14 protein-coding genes are annotated in these 16,364 nt (G+C 69.3%); 3 read left to right on the top strand and 11 right to left on the bottom strand.

Annotated elements, in window-relative coordinates; genetic code table 11:
• Window positions 1-9: 9 nt before the first annotated feature.
• Both FV242_RS14040 and FV242_RS14035 read right to left on the bottom strand, forming a co-directional pair.
• Window positions 10-1,086, bottom strand: a complete 1,077-nt coding sequence (locus tag FV242_RS14040; protein ID WP_147939342.1) for a DUF2778 domain-containing protein — start codon at window positions 1,084-1,086, stop codon at window positions 10-12.
• A gap of 236 nt (window positions 1,087-1,322) precedes the next feature.
• The gene (locus FV242_RS14035; RefSeq protein ID WP_187193687.1) at window positions 1,323-2,105 is read right to left on the bottom strand and encodes a lytic transglycosylase domain-containing protein; all 783 of its coding nucleotides are present in this window, start codon (window positions 2,103-2,105) and stop codon (window positions 1,323-1,325) included.
• Window positions 2,106-2,908: 803 nt separating this feature from the next.
• On the opposite strand from FV242_RS14035, the gene FV242_RS14030 reads away from it, so the two are divergent.
• Window positions 2,909-3,595 carry a methyltransferase domain-containing protein gene (locus FV242_RS14030; protein WP_147855540.1) on the top strand — a complete coding sequence of 229 codons (687 nt, stop codon included), beginning with the start codon at window positions 2,909-2,911 and terminating at the stop codon, window positions 3,593-3,595.
• A 48-nt stretch (window positions 3,596-3,643) separates the two neighbouring features.
• Complete coding sequence (locus FV242_RS14025) at window positions 3,644-4,255, top strand: hypothetical protein (protein ID WP_147908283.1); 612 nt, start codon at window positions 3,644-3,646, stop codon at window positions 4,253-4,255.
• 171 nt (window positions 4,256-4,426) lie between these two features.
• On the opposite strand, the gene FV242_RS14020 is transcribed toward FV242_RS14025, so the two are convergent.
• The gene (locus FV242_RS14020) at window positions 4,427-6,118 is read right to left on the bottom strand and encodes an aminotransferase class III-fold pyridoxal phosphate-dependent enzyme (RefSeq protein WP_147939341.1); all 1,692 of its coding nucleotides are present in this window, start codon (window positions 6,116-6,118) and stop codon (window positions 4,427-4,429) included.
• A gap of 32 nt (window positions 6,119-6,150) precedes the next feature.
• Here FV242_RS14020 and asd point away from each other — a divergent pair, with 32 nt between their 5' ends.
• Window positions 6,151-7,047 (top strand): archaetidylserine decarboxylase, encoded by an 897-nt coding sequence (gene asd / locus FV242_RS14015; RefSeq protein ID WP_147908285.1) that lies wholly within the window; start codon window positions 6,151-6,153, stop codon window positions 7,045-7,047.
• 39 nt (window positions 7,048-7,086) lie between these two features.
• On the opposite strand, the gene FV242_RS14010 is transcribed toward asd, so the two are convergent.
• The 8 genes from FV242_RS14010 to FV242_RS35165 all read right to left on the bottom strand — a co-directional run bounded on the left by FV242_RS14010 (window position 7,087) and on the right by FV242_RS35165 (window position 16,279).
• A complete protein-coding gene (locus FV242_RS14010; protein WP_147939340.1) occupies window positions 7,087-8,754 on the bottom strand; it encodes a methyl-accepting chemotaxis protein in 1,668 nt (555 codons plus the stop codon).
• A 387-nt stretch (window positions 8,755-9,141) separates the two neighbouring features.
• Window positions 9,142-11,586, bottom strand: coding sequence for a DNA topoisomerase (ATP-hydrolyzing) subunit B (gyrB, locus tag FV242_RS14005; protein WP_147908287.1), 2,445 nt, complete (start codon window positions 11,584-11,586; stop codon window positions 9,142-9,144).
• A gap of 178 nt (window positions 11,587-11,764) precedes the next feature.
• Window positions 11,765-12,727 (bottom strand): aldo/keto reductase, encoded by a 963-nt coding sequence (locus tag FV242_RS14000; protein ID WP_147939339.1) that lies wholly within the window; start codon window positions 12,725-12,727, stop codon window positions 11,765-11,767.
• Window positions 12,728-12,731: 4 nt separating this feature from the next.
• Window positions 12,732-13,376, bottom strand: coding sequence for an MBL fold metallo-hydrolase (locus FV242_RS13995; RefSeq protein WP_147939338.1), 645 nt, complete (start codon window positions 13,374-13,376; stop codon window positions 12,732-12,734).
• A gap of 85 nt (window positions 13,377-13,461) precedes the next feature.
• Window positions 13,462-13,851, bottom strand: a complete 390-nt coding sequence (locus tag FV242_RS13990) for a hypothetical protein (RefSeq protein ID WP_147908289.1) — start codon at window positions 13,849-13,851, stop codon at window positions 13,462-13,464.
• A 58-nt stretch (window positions 13,852-13,909) separates the two neighbouring features.
• Window positions 13,910-15,577 carry an alpha-amylase family protein gene (locus FV242_RS13985; protein WP_147908290.1) on the bottom strand — a complete coding sequence of 556 codons (1,668 nt, stop codon included), beginning with the start codon at window positions 15,575-15,577 and terminating at the stop codon, window positions 13,910-13,912.
• Between the two features lie 65 nt (window positions 15,578-15,642).
• Window positions 15,643-16,014 carry a BrnA antitoxin family protein gene (locus FV242_RS13980; RefSeq protein ID WP_246692701.1) on the bottom strand — a complete coding sequence of 124 codons (372 nt, stop codon included), beginning with the start codon at window positions 16,012-16,014 and terminating at the stop codon, window positions 15,643-15,645.
• Between the two features lie 94 nt (window positions 16,015-16,108).
• The gene (locus FV242_RS35165; protein WP_210248933.1) at window positions 16,109-16,279 is read right to left on the bottom strand and encodes a BrnT family toxin; all 171 of its coding nucleotides are present in this window, start codon (window positions 16,277-16,279) and stop codon (window positions 16,109-16,111) included.
• Window positions 16,280-16,364 lie beyond the last annotated feature (85 nt).

Genomic DNA, 16,364 nt, shown 5'->3' with positions numbered 1-16,364 from the left:
CGAGACGCCTCAGTTGCCGTTCCGGGCGATCTGGGTGCGGGCCGGGCTCGCGGCCAGGCTCGGCAGCGGATCCTGCGTGCCAGCCACCACCACGAGGCGTTGGATTTCGCCCCGCAGGTAAGCCTGCAGGAATCGTTCGTAGTCGCGGAACGAGACGCACCCGTTCGAATCACCGCGCGGTCCGAGCATGAACGTATGGGCCAACAGCCCGACGCGGCCGTAGACGGCCTCGTTGCCGCCGACCGGGGTGAGCCGGATCGCCCGCACGCCATGGAACAGCTGCTCCCGCTCCCGGAGGTCGTAGGTGCCGGGCGGTGTCGGGCCGCGCATCCGCACGTTGACCATCCGCGGCTCGTCGAGGCCTTCCCCGAGGCCGGAATGCGCTTCGAGCTTCTCGCCGTTCGGCAAAATAACGATGCGCGCCGCGATGTTGTAGATTGCGGTCCCGGCCGTGGGGCGCGTGTCGGTGGGGGCGAGCGGCGGCGAGATGCGCCGCTGCGGCACGAGATCGGCCGGCCGGCTCTCGAGGGCCGCGTAGGCCAGGGCCGGTGCGCGCTCGACGCCGAACAGTTTCTCCAGGAACGAGCGGTCGTCCTCGCGGGGCTGTGCCGGAAGCGGCGGCAGCTCGCGTCGGGCCACGCGCCGCTCGGCCCTGCGGCCGAGATCGGGTCCGCGCGCGGACCGGAATTCGGGCGGCCTCGGAACCGGGAGCGGAACGGTCATCGCCGTGCGCGGGGGCTCCGTGATTTGGGTCTCCGGCACGGGGGCCGGAATCGACGGGGCTGGGGAGGGTTCGATCCCCGACCACGCCCAGCGCGACAGGGGACCACCGGTCGCGTCGCGCCAGGCCTCGTCGACCGGCGCTTCCGCCGCGTGCGGCAGGGTATCCGGGGCCGACTCGAATCCCATGCTCTGGCGGTCGGGAACGGCCGGCCTGTCGTCGGCCCGTTGAAGGGGCGGCTGAAGAAGCCCGCTCCCCAGGGCTGCCAGCGCGACCGCCGCGGTCAGGACCGCCAGCGGGCCCGCACAGGAGCGGCGTGCCATCCGGGTGGTGGGGCCGCCGAGCGGCACGGAGTCGATAGCCATGCGGGCGCCAATGCTCTCGTCGCGGAGCGGGCGCCTGCCGGATCATCGCCACCGCGGTCCCTGAGAACCGTCGATGGGTATCGATGGGCCGGCCGGCCCCGCCGGGACGAAACAGCGGGACCGGGCCGGCTTTTCTGCGGCAGCTGCGTGGTCGATTCAGGATCGATCGGGACTATTTTCGGGCCAATAGCGGTACAACCCGATTGGCCCGAACAGTATTCGCCAAAAGCCAAGCTTCAATCGTTGTCGATCTGCTTGCCGAGCTGCGCGATCGCCCGCTCGTAGACGGTTGCCGCGTTCCAGCCCTGGAGCGCCACGAAGTTCGGCTCGCCGGGCTGGTAGCCGGCACCCGGGCGCCAGCCATGCGCCTTCAGGAAGTTCGCGGTCGACGACAGGGCGGCGTTGACGTTGTTCAGGTCGCCGGTGCCGTAGGTCAGCACGTTCTTGGGCAGGAACTGCGTGTGGCCGACCTCGCCGTGGGCGGCGCCGCGGGTGCTCGACGACAGCAGGCCCCTGTCGACCAGGGTCAGGGCCGCGTAGAGCTGATCCGTGAAGTATTCGGAGCGGCGGCAATCATAGGCCAGCGTCGCGACCGCCGAGAGCGTGTTGACGTTGCCGCGGACCGCGCCGAAGCCGGTCTCCATGCCCCAGATCGCCAGGAGCGGACCCGGGGGGACGCCGTAGCGCTGCTCGATCGAATCGAACAGGGCGGCATGGGTCCGCTTGAGCTGACGCCCCTTCGAGACGATGGTCGGGCCGCCGCGCTTGGCCAGGAACTGCTCCAGCGACAGCTTGAAGCTGCGCTGGCCCCTGTCGGCCGAGATCGTCGCCGTGGAGTAGCTGGTGGTCTCCAGCGCCGCCAGGCTCGCCGCGCTGGCCTTGCCGCGCGCCTCCTGGGCGAATTCCCGCTTCCAGGTCTCGAACCCGGCCGCCGAGTTGCCGCACTGCGCGGCCTCCGCCTGTCCGGCCACGCCGGAGAGCCCGGCGAGCGCCGCCACAGCAAGGGTCATACGCCGCATTTGTTCGATCACGCCCAACACTCCTTCGGCGCGAGATCGCGCCACGTTTCTCAACCGATACCGGGAAACATCTCGTCGATAACAGGGCGAGATGATGTCGGCCACGCCGTCCGCCGGCCGTGTGGTATTCGGACCATAGCCGATGCACGCGCGCGCGCTGAGGCGTCCGGATGGACATTTGCCATCATCGTGAACGGCGCCGCGCCGCGTTCGACGCCGGACCCTTCCGGCGGGCGCCGCGTCGGCGATGCCGGTTCCAACGCCACGCATCCATCTGCCGGAGCGCTTTCCGCCGACGGGATACCGGTTCGGCATCAGTAAGCGGGTCGAATCCAGGACTGCGAGCCGGTCCGCTTGCAACGCGGTCGGGAACGGCTCTAAGGCCGCGGCGCAAGACGATTCCCGATGACGAAAGGTTTTGTTCGCGGCGAATGCTTTGCCAGCGAAGTGCATATCGGTAAAAGAACCTTTTGTGATGTCACAACATCGTCAAACGACAATCATAGCTTTGCTGGCGGAAAGATCGCTGCGGGGATACGGTGTGGGGCCGATGACGTTCCGCTTGATGATGCGCCACCGGCGCCGCCGTCCCGTCTGATCGCCGGGCGCTCGCGATGTCCGTGATGTCATCGGCGGATCGTCCGCCCCCCGCCCGAGACAGCGCCGCCAGCGGCCGGCTCGAACCCCGCACGGTTCCGATCCGGGCCTGAGCCCGCCCTTTCCCGAACCCCGGATCCATCGGCCCGCGGCGCGGCCGGCGGCCGGGCGCCTCAACCTGACAGACAGCGAGAGACAGGACCCTCATGGCCCTCGGAACGCACGGCACCGGTTCACCGCGGGCGGCGACGCTCGGTCCAGACCTCGATCGCGACGGCGTCGCCAAGGCCTATGGCCGCTGGGCACCGGTCTACGATCTGGTGTTCGGCCCGGTCTTCGCCCAGGGCCGGACCCTGGCGGCGGCGGCCGCCGAACGGATCGGCGGACGTGTCCTCGAAGTCGGTGTCGGCACCGGCCTGTCGCTGCCGGCCTATCGGCGGGCCGCCAGCATCGTCGGGATCGATATCTCGGCGCCGATGCTGGAGAAGGCGCGCAGCCGCGTCGCCCGCTTGGCGCTGCGCAACGTCGAGCGCCTCGCCGTGATGGACGCCGAGCATCTCGATTTCGCGGACGCGTCCTTCGACGTGGTCGTCGCCCAGTACGTCGTGACCGCGGTGCCGAACCCCGAGGCGGCCCTCGACGAGTTCGCCCGGGTGCTGCGTCCCGGCGGCGAGATCGTCATCACCACCCGGATCGGGGCCGAGGGCGGCCTGCGGCGCCTGATCGAGCACACGCTGATGCCGATCACGAGCCGCCTGGGATGGCGGACCGAGTTCTCCTGGGAGCGCTACGCCGCCTGGGCCGCGACGGCACCCGTGGAGGTCGTGGAGCGACGGGCCCTGCCGCCGCTCGGCCATTTCTCCCTCATCCGCCTGCGCAAGCGCGACGCCTGACCGCGCGCCTTCTGACCCGTCCCCCACCCTCGATCGGAGAAGCACGGCATGGCGAGTTTTCTTGAGACCCTGCGCGTCCAGCGCTGGGACGACCACCGCTATTACCACCACAACCGGATCAACCAGAGCCTGCACGTGGTCAGCGCCGTGAGCTTCTTGGTGGCCTACGCGGTGGCCTTCAAGGATCCGGCGACGGCGGCGCTGATCGGCTGGCTCCTGGCGATGACGAGCCGGCAGGCGGGCCACCTGTTCTTCGAGCCGAAGGGCTACGACCACGTCAACCACGCGACGCACGAGCACAAGGAAGAGATCAAGGTCGGCTACAATCTGCAGCGCAAGATCGTGCTGCTGGCGATCTGGGCGCTGTCGCCGCTGCCGCTCTACTTCGATCCGAGCCTGTTCGGCCTGATCTCGCCGCACCAGACGACCACCGACCTGATCCGCAACGTCGGCTGGATCTGGCTGTGGCTCGCGATGGCCGGCCTGCTGTTCCGCACGGTGCAGCTGTTCTTCGTGCGCGACGTGCAGACCGGCCTGGTCTGGGCGACCAAGATCCTCACGGACCCGTTCCACGACATCAAGCTCTACTACAGGGCGCCGCTGGCCCTGCTGCAGGGTGAGATGGTCGAGGAGCACGAGCCGCACGAGCACGGCGCCTGATCGTTACCCGGCCTCGCCGAGCCGGGGGGCTCCCCCCGCCTCGGTGATGCCGGGCAAAGTCCAGGTTTCAAAAGGTCCTGGACCTTTTGCGGGTGCAGGGCAGAGCCCTGCAAACTCGGGGCTGCACGCCCCGAACCCTGCCAAAGGGCCGGAGGCCCTTTGGAAACCCGATCAGACCTGGTCCGGCGCCCGGAGGCCAAGACGAGCGCCGAGTTTGCCCAGTCGGATCGCCGCGACCTCCCGCAGGATCGCCTTGCGGATCGCCTTGTCGGTCGTGGCGCCACCGTCCCACCAGCCATCCGCCCGCATGGCGTTCGCCGCCGCCACGAACCGGGCGGCGACCGCCTCGAACGCCGCGTCGTCGTAGGCGAGGCTGAAGATCATCCGGCCGGTCCCGACCCAGGACAGGGCCAGCCCCTCGGCACGCAGGTAGAATTGCAGCATCCAGTTGTAACGCGACGGCCGCGTGTAGAGGACCGTCCAGACCGTGGACAGGGTGGAGACCCGCACCGGCAGCTCGGCCTCGGCCAGCAGCGTGTTGAGGCGCGCGGCCCGGGCATCCCAGGTCGCGTCAAGGTCGCGGTACAGGGCGGCAACCTCCGGCGTCTCCAGGCGATCCAGGAACGCGCTCATGGCGCCCATCACGTAGGGATGCGCGTTGAAGGTGCCGCGGGCGAAGCAGATGTCCACCGGGCGGTCGTCCCGGAAGCGCCGCATCAGGTTGGCCCGGCCGCACAGCACCCCCACCGGCAGGCCGCCGCCCAGGGTCTTGCCGTAGGTCACCATGTCGGCACGCACGCCGAAATAGTCCTGGGCGCCGCCCTTTGCGAGGCGGAAGCCGAGGAACACCTCGTCGAAGATCAGCACGATGCCGTTGGCCGTGCAGACTGCGCGCAGCGCCGCGAGCCATTTCGTATAGGCGGCGCGATCGAAGGCGGCCTTGCGGGCACTGTCGACCAGCGCGGAATCGGACGGAGCGCCGGCATTCGGATGCATGGCCTGGAGCGGGTTGACCAGCACGCAGGCGACGTCCCGACGGCTGCCCAGCACCCGCAGCGTCCGGTCCGACATGTCGGCCAGCGTGAGCGTGTCGCGGGTCGGCACCGGGTTGCCGATGCCCGGCTGCACCTCACCCCACCAGCCGTGATAGGCGCCGCAGAAGCGCACGATCCGGCGCCGGCCGGTGTGGTAGCGGGCGAGCCGCACCGCCTGCATCACCGCCTCGGTCCCGGACATGTGGAACGAGACCTCGTCGAGGCCCGAGAGCGCCTTGAGCCGTGCGACGTTGCCGGTGACCACCGGGTGCAGCGGCCCGAGGACCGGCCCGAGGGCCGCGACCTTCGCGGTGCCCTCCTCCAGGCAGGCCCGGTAGAAATCCACGCCGAACAGGTTGACCCCGTAGGAGCCGGCCAGGTCGTAGAAGACGTTGCCGTCGAGGTCCGTGACCGTGACGCCGTCGGAGGCCGCCGCGAAGGCCCCGGCGCCGAGAGGCGCGCGCACGTGGCCGGCATACTGGAACGGCACCCGGTACAGCCCGGTGAATTGCAGGTCGGAGAGGCCGCCGCGGACCGCGTCGGTCTCGGCCCGGGTGCGGGCGAACCGTGCGCGGTAGAGTTCGGAGAGCCGCGCGAAGCCGTTCTCCCGCCGCAGCGCCACGGTCTCGTCCGGATCGTCGGAGCGGAAGAACGCGCGCTGCGAGTAGGCGTAGTGCGGGATCAGCCCGGCCACGCGCCGGGCCATCCGGGCGTGGCCGGTCAGGGACGGATGCTTGGCCCGCGACAACTGCAGGCGCTGCGCGGCCTTCGGCAGGGCGAACAAAGCCGCTGCGGCGGTGGCGGACAGGGTGGCGAGGAGTGCGGACATCGCCCCACGCCGTATCGGAGGTGGTTCACGGCATGATGACGGTTTCGGGATCGCGGCTGCGGCGCGCCCTGGCGCAGGTGGGCGCCCAGGAGGATCTGAACTTCCTGCTCACCAACCGCCTGCCGCGTCGGCTCGCCACCCGGTTCATGGGCTGGTTCAGCCGGATCGAGCAGCCCCTGGTGCGCGACGTCTCGATCGCCACCTGGCGGCTGTTCTGCGACGTCGATCTCAGCGACGCCCGGGAGGCACGGTTCCCGAGCCTGCACGCAGCCTTCGTGCGGGCCCTGCGCCCCGGTGCCCGGCCGATCGCCGGGGATCCGAACGTCCTGGTCAGCCCCAGCGACGCGATCCTGGGCGCGCATGGCCGGATCGAGGCCGGGCGGCTTCTCCAGATCAAGGGCCTCTCGTACAGCCTCGCCGACCTGCTCGGGGGCGACGCGGCGCTGGCGCGCGCCCACGAGGGCGGCGCCTACGCGACCCTGCGGCTGACCGCCGGGATGTATCACCGCTTCCACGCCCCCCACGACCTGCGGGTCGAAACGGTCCGTCACATCTGGGGGGACACCTGGAACGTGAACCCGATCGCGCTGAAGCGCGTCGAGGCCCTGTTCTGCCGCAACGAGCGGGCGGTGCTGCGCCTGCGGATCGCCGGCCACCCCGTCACCCTTGTGCCGGTGGCGGCGATTCTGGTGGCGGGGCTGCGTCTCGGCTTCCTGCCGGAGGGTGTGGCCCTGCGCCGGACCGGTGGCCGCCCCCTGCCCTGCACCGCCCGCCTGGAAAAGGGCGCGGAGATGGGCTGGTTCGAGCACGGCTCGACCATCGTGGTCCTGGCTCCGCCGGGCTTCACCCTGTCGCCCAGCCTCCAGGAGGGGGCCCGCCTGCGCATGGGCGAGCCGCTGATGCGGCTGCCGGAACCGGGCGCGCCGTAGCCCTGGTCGGTCGGATCGCGGTCCGACCGCCGCGCCCGTTCAGGCCGCCTGCACCTTGGCCAAAAAGTCCGCGACCTCGACGGTCAGCCGTTCCGATTGGTGCGAGAGCTCCGTCGCGGCGATCAGGACGTGCGACGCCGAGGCTCCGGTCTCGCCGACGGCGGCGGTGACCGCCCCGATGTTGCTCGTCACCGCCTGTGTCCCCTCGGCCGCCTGCGTGACGCTGCGGACGATCTCCTGGGTGACGGCGCCCTGCTCCTCCATGGACGCCGTGACGCCGACCGCGATGGCGCGGAGTTCCACGATGGTCGTCGAGATCGTCCGGATCGCCTCGACGGCCCGGTGGGTCTCCCCCTGGATGGCCGCGATCTGCCGGGAGATGGTCTCGGTGGCCTTGGCGGTCTGGGCGGCGAGGTCCTTGACCTCGCCCGCCACCACCGCGAAGCCCCGGCCCGCCTCGCCGGCGCGCGCCGCCTCGATCGTGGCGTTGAGGGCGAGGAGATTGGTTTGCGCCGCGATGCCGCTGATCAGCTCAACCACCGCGCCGATCTTCTCGGCGCCGTCGGCGAGCCCCTGCATGATCGCGTTGGTCTGGGCGGCGTCGGCGGCGGCGCGCTCGGCCATCTCGGAGGATCGGACGATCTGCACGTTGATCTCGCCGATCGAGGCCGCAAGCTCCTCGCTCGCCGCGGCGACGGTCTGCACGTTCGCCGAGGTCTGCTCGGCGCCGGAGGCGACGCTGAGCGACTGCGCCGCCGTCTGGTCGGCGGTCCGGCTCATCGCCTGGGCGGTCGCCTCCATCTCCTCCGCGGCGGCCGACAGGGTCTGGGTCATCTTCGAGACCTCGCCGCGGAACGTGCGGGTGGCCTCGTCCAGCGCCAGCGTGCGACGGTCCTTGGCCTCGTTCTCCGTGGCCGCCTCGGCGTCGGCACGGCGCTTGGCGATCAGCGCCTCCTTGAACACCTGCACGGCGCCGGCCATGGCGCCGATCTCGTCCCGGCGGTCCGCGCCGAGAACCGGCACCTCCACGTCTCCGGACGCCAGGCGGGTCATCGCCGCGGTCATCCCGGCGAGCGGCCCGGCGACCTGCTTGAGCACGGTCACGATGCCGTACACGATCGCGACGGTGGCCAGCACGAAGGCGGCGAGGAGCAGGACACCGGTCCAGCCCGACGTCGTCCGCGCGGTCTCGAACGCCTCCCGCGCCTCCCGGATCTGCAAGCCCGTCAGCTTTCGAAGGGAGGCTTGAGTCCGAACCATTGCGTTCAGGAGGTCCACATGCCGTTCCGCATAGGCGCTCGCCTGGTTGGTGCCGGCGAGGCGCCCGAGATCTCCGATGATCGTGTCGTTCCGGTCGATCTGTGCCTGAAGCTCCCCGGCGAGGATCTTCTCCTCGGGGGTCAGATACGTGGCGAGGTAATCGGCCCATTGCCGCTTCGCCTGCGCCTGCGCGCGCTGGATGATCTCGGCCCCCGAACGCGGATCGGAGCGCCCGCCACTCAGGGCGCGCGAGGCCTCCACCAAGTTGTCGTAGGCGTCGCGCAACCCACTGAATTGACCGAGCGGAACGACGCGATCTTCGAAGACCGTCTGCAGACTTCGCGTGTTCCAGTGCAGCGCCATATTACCGAGCGCGGTCGTGCCCAACAGCAGCGTGCCCAGGATCGCCAGAAGGGCAACGAGTCGGGTTTTTATAGTCAAGCGCATCAACGACGTCCGGTCCGCGGCGATTCGATTTTCGAAGCCGACACGATATCATTCGATGCTTGACGCAATGACAAGTTTTATTTGCCACGCTGAAATATTTTAATCTTTAGTTCTGGTGTCGCTTTACTATTTTCAATAGGCACCGTTGGACTGATCTCTGTCATGGCGCTATTTGACTGTTACATCTCATGAAACGAGGAACACGAGCGCCCGAGCGTTGAAATTTGTCACGCGAACGACATGCCGATCCCGAAAGCGCCGCCGTACGATCGTTTGCCAGGGGCTAGTGGCGTGTTCCGGATAAGCCGGGTTCCGACGATCAGAATGCAACGACGGCGGCCAACGTGGGTGGCCGCCGTCGTTGCGGGTCGCCTCCGGAAAACCCGATCACACGTCCAGGTTGGCGACGCTCAGGGCGTTGTCCTGGATGAACTCCCGCCGCGGCTCGACCACGTCGCCCATCAGCTTGACGAACAGGTCGTCGGCGTCGGTCGTGTCCTTGACCTTCACCTGCAGCAGGGAGCGGACCTCGCGGTCCAGCGTGGTCTCCCACAGCTGTTGCGCGGTCATCTCGCCGAGCCCCTTGTAGCGCTGGAGCTGAAGGCCCTTGCGGCCGAAGGCCATGACGGCCTCGAACAGCGCGACGGGCCCGTGCAGCACGGTCTCGTCGGTCTTGCGCATTAGCGTCGCCGGCTCGCCGTAGATTTCCCGGAACGCGTCGGCGCGCTCGGACAGGCGCCTGGCCTCCTGAGACGAGATCAGGCTGGCATCCAGGGTGGCGACCTGCTTGACCCCGCGCAGGGTCCGGGTGAGGCGATAGCCGCCCTCGTGGGCTTCACCCTGCCAGCCCTGCTCGATCTCGTCGGCGATCAGATCGAGACGGCGCGCGGTCGTGTCGGCCAGAACCTCGGCCTCGCCCAATCGGGATGCCGCCTCCCCGTCGAACGCCCCGGCCAGCACCGCCTGCTCGACCACCGAGCGGTCGTAGCGGGTGTGGAGTCCCTGGAGCACGTTGCGGAAGCCGCGGGCCTCCTCGACCAGGCTCTTGAGCTGCGGCCCGGTGAACTCCGCCCCCGTCGAGAGCCGCAGGATTGCCCCGTCGGTCCCTTGGTCGATCAGGTAGTCCTCGAGGGCGCGCTCGTCCTTCAGGTAGATCGCCCTGCGGCCGCGCTCGGCTTTGTAGAGCGGCGGCTGGGCGATGTAGAGGTGCCCGCGGTCGATCAGCTCCGGCATTTGGCGGAAGAAGAACGTCAGCAGCAGGGTCCGGATGTGCGAGCCGTCGACATCCGCGTCGGTCATGATGATGATGCGGTGATAGCGCAGTTTTTCCGGGTTGAAGCCTTCCCGGTCCGTGGACGAGCGGCCGATTCCGGCGCCCAGCGCCGTGATCAGCGTGCCGATCTCGGCCGAGGACAGCATGCGGTCGGCCCGCACCCGCTCGACGTTGAGGATCTTGCCGCGCAGGGGCAGCACCGCCTGGAACGCCCGGTCGCGGCCCTGTTTGGCCGAGCCGCCGGCCGAATCGCCCTCGACCAGCAGGATCTCGCACTTCGACGGGTCGCGCTCCTGGCAGTCAGCGAGCTTGCCGGGGAGCGAGGCGATGTCCAGCGCGCCCTTGCGGGTCACGGTCTCGCGGGCCTTCCGGGCCGCCTCGCGGGCGGAGGCCGCCAGCACGACCTTGCCCATCACCGAGCGGGCCTGCTGCGGGTTCTCCTCGAGCCAGGTCGACAGGCCCTCGTTCAGCACGTTCTCGACCGCGGGGCGGACCTCGGAGGAGACCAGCTTGTCCTTGGTCTGCGACGAGAATTTCGGATCCGGCACCTGCACGGAGATGACCGCGGTCAGGCCCTCGCGGCAATCCTCGCCGGTGAGCGAGACCTTCTCGCGCTTCGAGACGCCCGACGAATCGGCGTAGCCGGTGATCTGGCGGGTCAGCGCCGCCCGGAAGCCCGCCATGTGCGTGCCGCCGTCGCGCTGCGGGATGTTGTTGGTGAACGGAAGCACCGTCTCGTTGAACGAGTCGTTCCACCACAACGCGACCTCGACGCGGATGCCCTCGCGCTCGGCGCGGACAACCACGGGGCTAGCCATGCCCTCGATCGGCTTGCGGGACCGGTCCAGGTACCGGACGAAGGCCTCGATGCCGCCCTCGTAGTACAGCTCCTCGCGCTTGTGCTCGGCATGGCGCGCATCGGTCAGGACGATGCGCACGCCCGAGTTGAGGAAGGCGAGCTCGCGCAGTCGCTTCTCCAGCGTGCCGTAGTCGAACTCGATCATCGTGAAGGTGTTGGTGGAGGGCAGGAACGTGACTTCCGTCCCGCGCCGCCCCTCGCCGGGGCCCACGATCTCAAGCGGCGCCACGGCATCGCCGTGACGGAACTCCATCGCGTGCTCCATGCCGTTGCGCCAGATCCGGAGCTTCAGGAACGACGACAGCGCGTTCACCACCGAGACGCCGACGCCGTGCAGGCCGCCGGAGACCTTGTAGGAATTCTGGTCGAACTTACCGCCCGCGTGCAGCTGGGTCATGATGACCTCGGCCGCCGAGACGCCCTCCTCCTTGTGGATGTCGGTGGGGATGCCGCGGCCGTTGTCGGAGACCGTGACCGAGCCGTCGGCGTTGAGCTGCACGGTGACGAGGTCGGCATGGCCGCCCAGGGCCTCGTCGATGGCGTTGTCCACCACCTCGTAGACCATGTGGTGCAGGCCCGAACCGTCGTCGGTGTCGCCGATATACATGCCGGGCCGCTTGCGGACGGCGTCGAGGCCCTTCAGCACGCGGATCGATTCCGCGCCGTACTCGGCGGGCTCGTTCGGAGGGGTGTCGGCCATGAAATTCCTCGGGCAGGCGGACCAGTTCGCGACGGAGGGACTCGCGCCGTCGGGCGCCCACGCCTGCGCTCTCGCTTGGTCCACCTGATATAGGGGTTCCGCGTTGAGATTGCACGATTTTACGGGCTCGAACGCGCCCGTACACCCGCTTTTCTGAGGCTCCGCGCTTAACGCCCCGTTAGCCCTCGATGCCGCCCGCGCTGGCCGCGTCCAAACGAGCGATCGCGTCCGCGGAAAGCTGCAGTTCGGCAGCGCCCAGCAGATCGTCGAGCTGCGCCACCGACGTCGCGCTGGCGATCGGCGCGGTGATGCCGGGCCGGGCGATGATCCAGGCCAGCGCCACCTGGGCCTGCGTCGCGCGCTGGTCCCGGGCCACCGAATCGAGCACGTCGAGGAGTGCCAGCCCGCGCGGGGTAAGGTACTTCGCGACGCGGTTCTCCCGGGCGCGTCCCGCCGCATCCTGGGCGGACCGGTACTTGCCGGTGAGGAAGCCGGCCGCCAGCGAGAAGTAGCCGATCACCCCGATGTCCTCCGCCCGGCACAGCGGTTCGAGCTCCGCCTCGTAGCCGCGCTCGGCGAGGCTGTAATCCGGCTGCAGGCATTCGTAGCGCGGCAGGTTGGAGGCGGACGAGACAGCCAGCGCCTCGGCAAGGCGGCTGGCGCCGTAATTCGAAGCCCCGATTGTCCGCACCTTGCCTGAAGCGATCAGGCGCTCGTAGGCCCGCAGGGTCTCCTCCAGGGGCACCTCCGCGTCGTCCAGATGCGACTGGTAGAGATCGATCCGGTCGGTCTGGAGCCGCCGCAGGGACGCCTCGCAGGCCTGCTCGATATGGCGGGCCGACAGGCCCTTGCCGGCGTCACCCATGTCCATGCCGACCTTGGTGGCCAGCACGATCCCGTCCCGGGTGCCCGGGCGCGCCGCGAACCAGCGGCCGATCACGGTCTCGGATTCACCGCCCCGGTGGCCGGGCGCCCAGCGCGAATAGACGTTCGCCGTATCGATGAAGTCGAAGCCGCGCTCCACGAACCGGTCGAGGATGGCGAACGAGGTCGCCTCGTCCGCGGTCCAGCCGAAGACGTTGCCGCCGAGGCAGAAGGGCGCGACCCGGAGGTCGGAGCGGCCGATGCGACGCTTGTCCATGGTGTCAGCCCTGCAGGAACGGATTCGAGGCGCGCTCCTCGCCGAGCGTGCCGGTCGGGCCATGGCCGGGGATGAAGGAGATGTCGTCGCCCAACGGCAGGACCTTCTCCTTGATCGCGCGGATCAGCTGTTCGTGGTTGCCGCCGGGCAGGTCGGTGCGGCCGACCGAGCCCTTGAACACCACGTCGCCGACCAGCGCGAAGCGCGCATCCCGGCTCACGAACACGACGCTGCCGGGCGAATGGCCCGGGCAGTGCAGGATGTCGAAGCCGAGCTCACCGACCGTCACGGCGTCGCCGTCGTCGAGCCAGCGATCGGGGGTCACGGCCCTGCCCTCGCCGATCCCGTAATTGGCGGCGGTCTCCGGCAGGGAATCGAGCAGGAACTTGTCGGCGCGGTGCGGGCCCTCGATCGGCACGCCGAGCCGCTCGCGCAGCTCGTCGGCGCCGGCGGCGTGGTCGACATGGCCGTGGGTCAGCAGGATCTTTTCGACCCGCACGCCCTGCTCCCGGATGGCGGCCTCGATCCGGTCGAGGTCGCCGCCCGGATCGACGACGGCGCCGACCTTGGTGGCGTCGTCCCAGATCAGCGTGCAGTTCTGCTGGAAGGGCGTGACCGGGATGATCCCGGCGCGGGGCGTTCCTGGCATGGGGTTCCGCGGGTTGGCTGCGCCGCCGTCGGCGCTCTGGACCGGGTTCTAGCGCAGAACCGGCCGTGCGGCACCCCGCGGCCGCTCAGGCCGATCCGTCCTTCGGCCGGCGCAGGCTGTCGTGGAGCGCGAGCATCTCGGCCATGCCCATCGACCGGCTGCTCCACCGGGTCTCGGCGGTGTTGACCTTCGTGAAGCGGTCGTGGGACCGGCCGCCATAGGCGCCGAAGATCGCCGTGCCCGGCTCCGTGGTTCCGGCTTCGGGCGGGGCGGAGGACGCGTCCGGCCGGTCGACCCGGTACGACGGCGCCGTCGCCTTGCCGGTGACCCCGATCCGGACCCAGGCGTCGCCGTAATGCTTCTGGCACATCCGCATCGTGACCAGCACCTGGCGCAGGTAGCCCTCGGCATCCTCGAGGCCGGGCAGCACGTCCGCGATCGTCGCGTCCGAGGGGTAATGTTTGGTCCGAACCATGTGCATCCTCGCTCCGGCACATCCCTAGCGCGCCGGGCGGACGGGGGCGAGGCGCCGCTCAGCCCGGGGTCCGCTTCAGCAGGGCGTCGAGGCCGCCGACCCGGAACCAGTGGTAGCCGTAGCCCTCCAGGAACAGGCAGTGGCTGCCCTCGGGGCCGGCGTCGCTGCGCGAGCCGGTGAGCACGTCGACCAGGATGTCGGGCTCCGGCTCGGGCACGCCGGAGCGGAGGGCGATCTCGATCGGCTCGGGCGCGAGGTTGTGCACGCACAGGATGGCGTTGCCGCGCCATGCGTAGCGCAGGGCGAGGACCGAGGCCTTGCCCGTGGGCACCGCCGTCACGTCGCCCCAGCCGATCTCGGGCGCCTCCTTGCGGTGGCGGATGATGCTCTGCATCCAGTTGAGCAGCGAGCCCCGGTCGTGCCGCTGGTCGGCGACGTTCACGTGCGCGAAGCCGTAGGGACCGTGATCGATCGGCGGCAGCACCGTCCGCTCGGCCCGGGAGAAGCCGCCCTTGTGCTCGGCGGTCCACTGCATCGGCGTCCGCGCGCAGTCCCGCTCCTTCAGGCCCAGGTCGTCGCCCATGCCGATCTCGTCGCCGTAGCGGATCACCGGCGTCCCCGGCAGGGTGAACATCAGCGAGTAGGCCAGCCGGATCCGGCGGGGGTCGCCCGCCAGCATCGGGGCGAAGCGGCGCCGGATGCCGCGGTCGTAGAGCTGCATCCCCTTCTCGGGGCCGAATTCGGCGAACACCGCCTGCCGCTGCGTCTCGGTGAGCCGGCCGAGGTCCAGCTCGTCGTGGTTGCGCAGGAAGATGCCCCACTGGCACGAGAGCGGGCGGGGCTTCGTCCGCTCGATCGCCTTCACCAGCGGGCGGGCGTCGTGGGCGGCCAGGGCGTAGAAGGTCGATTGGTTGACCTGGAAGTTGAACATCATGTGCATGCGGTCGGCGTCGTCGCCGAAATAGTCGAGGTCCTGCTTCGGCAGGATGTTGGCCTCGGCCAGGATGATCGCGTCGCCCTTGCGCCATTGCAGGAACTCGCGGAAGTCGCGCAGCATGTCGAACTGCTCGCGCGGCTTGCCGCCGACATCGGCCCCCTTCTCGGCGATGACGAACGGCACCGCATCCATCCGGAAGCCCGACACGCCGAGCTCGATCCAGAACCCCATGATCTTCAAGATCTCGGCCAGCACCTCGGGGTTGGCCGTGTTGAGATCGGGCTGGAAGTCGAAGAACCGGTGGAAGTACCAGGCGCCGGCCTTCTCGTCGTAGGTCCAGGTGGTCTCCTGGACTCCGGGGAAGACCATGCCCTCGTCGGTGCCGGCCGGGCGCTCCTTCGACCAGACGTACCAGTCGCGGTAGGGCGAGTCCGGGTCGGAACGGGCCGACTGGAACCAGCGGTGCTTGTCCGAGGTGTGGTTGACCACGAGGTCGATCAGCACCCGCAGGCCCCGCTGCTTGGCCGCGTGTGCGAAGGCGACGAAATCGCCGAGCGAGCCGTAATCGGGATCGACCCCGTAATAGTCCGAGATGTCGTAGCCGCCGTCACGCTTGGGCGAGGGCTGGAACGGCATCAGCCAGATCGCGGTGGCGCCCAGGCCCTGGATGTAGTCCAGCCGCCGCTCGAGCCCGGCGAAGTCTCCGATGCCGTCGCCGTTGGCATCCATGAAGGTGCCGACCGACAGGCAGTAGATGACCGCGTTCTTGTACCAGAGGTCGTTGATCATGCCGGTCCTCGCGAGGCGCCTTCAGAAGCGCCGTTCGGCCATGAGGACCGGCCGCGCCGGCGACCCTACGACGACCGGCGGGAATTGGTTCCGCCTGATTTAAGGGGTCGATCCGGCTCCTTTCGCGCATGATCCATGTAGGCGCGCAGCACGCTGTTGATCTTGGTCTGGTAGCCGCGCCCCTGTTCCCTGAAGAACGCCAGGACATCGGCATCGACCCGCATGGTCACGATCTTCTTCCGGGACTCCGGATGGATGACCGCTTGGCTCCAGTCGATCTCCAGATCGGCCTCGTCGGGATCGGTCGAAACGGCCGCGTCGACGTCGGCATCGGTCAGCGCCTTCACGGCGTCCCAGTCACTCTCGCTGTCGCCGTGCTCAACCATCGCTGTCAGGTCCGCCGACGAATGCCTGTCTGTATGCTTGTCGTTCTTCACGCCGCGCCCTCCTGAACGAGATCAACCGCCGCCGATCCAGGCGCCAGGTCCAGACGAGGATGACGTGCACCTCACCCAGGACCCCGACCGTGACCTAGCGCGCCTCGTCCCGGAAGGCTGCAGGACCTTCGAGCCGGGGGCGGCCGTCGAACAGGGCGACCGCGTCCCGGAAATCGAGGCGGTGCATGGCGAGGTTCGCCCGGCGCTTCGCCTCGTCCCACTCGAACATGGCCGGTCGCCCCTCGATGTCAATACGTTCTGTCAATACGTGCTGTGGCGAAGCTTGCGGGTGGGGGGCACCCCGGCAGGTTTTTCCTTAAAACAGCCGCGTTGTGCTCGCCCAGTTCGGC

The organism is Methylobacterium sp. WL64 (assembly GCF_008039945.1).
Lineage (GTDB): Bacteria > Pseudomonadota > Alphaproteobacteria > Rhizobiales > Beijerinckiaceae > Methylobacterium.
Note: the sequence above shows the minus strand (reverse complement) of the source record. Positions and strands in the feature narration are given on the sequence as shown.